Origin of the sequence: Blautia sp. RTP21359st1_E11_RTP21359_211015, assembly GCF_040910705.1 — a bacterium.
Lineage (GTDB): Bacteria > Bacillota > Clostridia > Lachnospirales > Lachnospiraceae > Blautia_A > Blautia_A fusiformis.
Map to the genome: position 1 here is coordinate 1 of NZ_JBDGAB010000114.1, position 2,598 is coordinate 2,598.

Annotated in this window: 1 protein-coding gene and 1 pseudogene; both read left to right on the forward strand. The window is 43.5% G+C overall.

Annotated features, from left to right (window positions below):
• Positions 1 to 361: 361 nt before the first annotated feature.
• The gene (gene rlmD / locus AB5026_RS18845) at positions 362 to 1,855 is read left to right on the forward strand and encodes a 23S rRNA (uracil(1939)-C(5))-methyltransferase RlmD (protein ID WP_173739723.1); all 1,494 of its coding nucleotides are present in this window, start codon (positions 362 to 364) and stop codon (positions 1,853 to 1,855) included.
• Positions 1,856 to 1,942: 87 nt separating this feature from the next.
• Positions 1,943 to 2,404: pseudogene (locus tag AB5026_RS18850) on the forward strand (virulence RhuM family protein); the annotation flags it as partial.
• Between the last annotated feature and the right edge of the window lie 194 nt (positions 2,405 to 2,598).

Genomic DNA, 2,598 nt, shown 5'->3' on the forward strand with positions numbered 1-2,598 from the left:
CCTTTGGGTACTGGCGATCATCGGTGCTGTTGCAGCTGTTGCCGGTATTGCGTTTGCAGTATACCGTTTCTTCGCTCCGGATTATCTGGAAGATTTTGAAGAAGATTTTGATGATGACTTCGATGATTATTTCGAGGATGAGGAAGAGTAAGAACTTTCACTGCAGAGGCTGTTTTGAGCAGATCAGAATGGCTGTCTGTTATGTATGAATATGAGAAGCGGATAATTGAAGCCCCGGCGCGATACCGGGGCTTGATTTTTGAAGACGGACCGTGAAACGCTGGCGTTCATGAGCAGACAGTAAAGAGGATCCTGAATGTTCGAACTATTGTCTGCTGGTTATAAAACAGAAAGAGGATTTATGAAAAAAGGTGAAATTTACGAAGGTATTATAGAAAAAGTGGAATTTCCAAACAAAGGTTTTGTTTGGGTTGATGACCAGAAAGTAATTGTAAAAAACGGAATCCCGGGACAGAAAGTCCGGTTTATGATCAATAAAAAACGTTCCGGCCGGGCGGAAGGACGTCTTCTGGAGGTCCTGGAGAAATCTCCGCTGGAAACAAGAGAACCTGCTTGTCAGGAGTTTCCGGCATGCGGCGGCTGCATGTACCAGACCATGAGCTATGAGGCACAGAAGGATATGAAGGAACATCAGGTGAGGGAACTTCTGGATGGGGCAGTAAGAGAGAGCCTGGCTAAGATCGGGAAGAACGGTGATGGGACAGAAGAAGCTGAGGCTGCAGATCGTTTATATCACTGGGATGGGATCTACGGCAGTCCTATTGAGTTCGGGTACCGCAATAAGATGGAGTTTTCCTTTGGGGATGAGTATAAGGATGGGCCGCTGTCCCTTGGACTTCACAAGAAGGGAAGCACTTACGATATCCTGAATACGGATGATTGTAAACTGGTCCATCCGGATATGACGAAGATCCTGGTCTGTGTGCGGGAGTTTTTCCTGGAGCGTAATGCCAGCTTCTATAAAAAGCTGCAGCATGTGGGGTATCTTCGACATCTTCTTCTTCGAAGAGGCGTCACAAGTGGTGAGATCCTGGTCCATGTGGTAACCACCACCCAGGAAGAATATGATCTGGAGCCTCTGAAAGAACAGCTTCTTGCACTTCCGCTGGAAGGGAAGATCGTGGGGATCATGCACATTTTAAATGATTCTTTATCCGACGTGGTACAGAGCGACGAGACGAAGATCCTTTATGGAAAGGATTATTTCTATGAAGAACTTCTTGGACTGAAATTTAAGATCAGCACCTTTTCCTTTTTCCAGCCAAATTCCCTGGCTGCAGAGATCCTGTATTCCAAGGTGCGGGAATATGTAGGAGATACCAGAGACAAGGTGGTGTTTGACCTTTACAGCGGAACCGGCACCATTGCCCAGCTTGCGGCGTCCGTTGCCAGCGAGGTGATCGGCGTGGAGATCGTGGAAGACGCGGTAAAAGCCGCCAGAGAAAACGCTGCACTTAACGGCATCAATAACTGTCGTTTTATTGCCGGAGACGTGCTGAAGGTTCTGGACGAGGTGCCGGAGAAACCGGATATGATCATCCTTGATCCTCCCAGAGATGGCGTTCACCCCAAAGCCCTTCCAAAGATCCTGGCTTACGGTGTAGACCAGATCGTATACATTTCCTGCAAGGTTACAAGTCTTGTGAGAGACCTCCCGGCATTTTATGAGGCAGGATATGAGATGACCCACGCCTGTGCAGTGGATCAGTTCTGCCAGGGCGTTCATGTTGAGACCGTGTGCCTCTTGAGCAACCGAAAACCAGATACTACGGTAAAACTCAGCGTGGATATGGATGATTACTACCGTATTATAAATGGTAAAGATGCAGAATAATGATTTTGTCATAGTGGCTGTGTTGAATTTCTATTTTTTAAATTGTTCACATTGATAATGTATCTGATTTTGGAGGAAAATTAATTTATGGACAAAGAAAAAGCAGATATGATTATTTATACGACAGAGGATGGTCTGACGAAAGTTGAAACTACTTTTGATGGTGATACCGTCTGGTTGTCCATTGATCAGATGGCAGAATTGTTTCAGAGAGATAAATCAATCATTTCCAGACATATTAAAAATATATTTATAGAAGGTGAATTACAGCGGGATTCAGTTGTTGCAAAATTTGCAACAACTGCTTCTGATGGAAAAGTTTACAATGTAGACTATTACAATCTTGATGTTATTATTTCTGTTGGCTATCGTGTAAAATCAAAACAGGGAACACAGTTCAGAATTTGGGCAACTGGGATTTTAAAAGAATACATGAGAAAAGGTTTTGCTTTAGATGATGATCGTTTGAAAAATCTAGGTGGCGGTGGATATTTCAAGGAATTGTTGGAGAGAATCCGTGATATTCGTGCATCCGAGAAAGTGTTTTATCCAATGCGTCGTAAAACTCCTTGCTTCCGCTATGGGGATATAAGACGCGTCCATCGAATTTATGCAAGTAATTGAAGATGGACAAAATAGTAATTGTATTAACTAATAAACCATAGTATAATACAAATATGAACACAACATATAAATCAAACAACAATGTCGTCTATTCCTGTAAATACCATGTAGTATGGTGT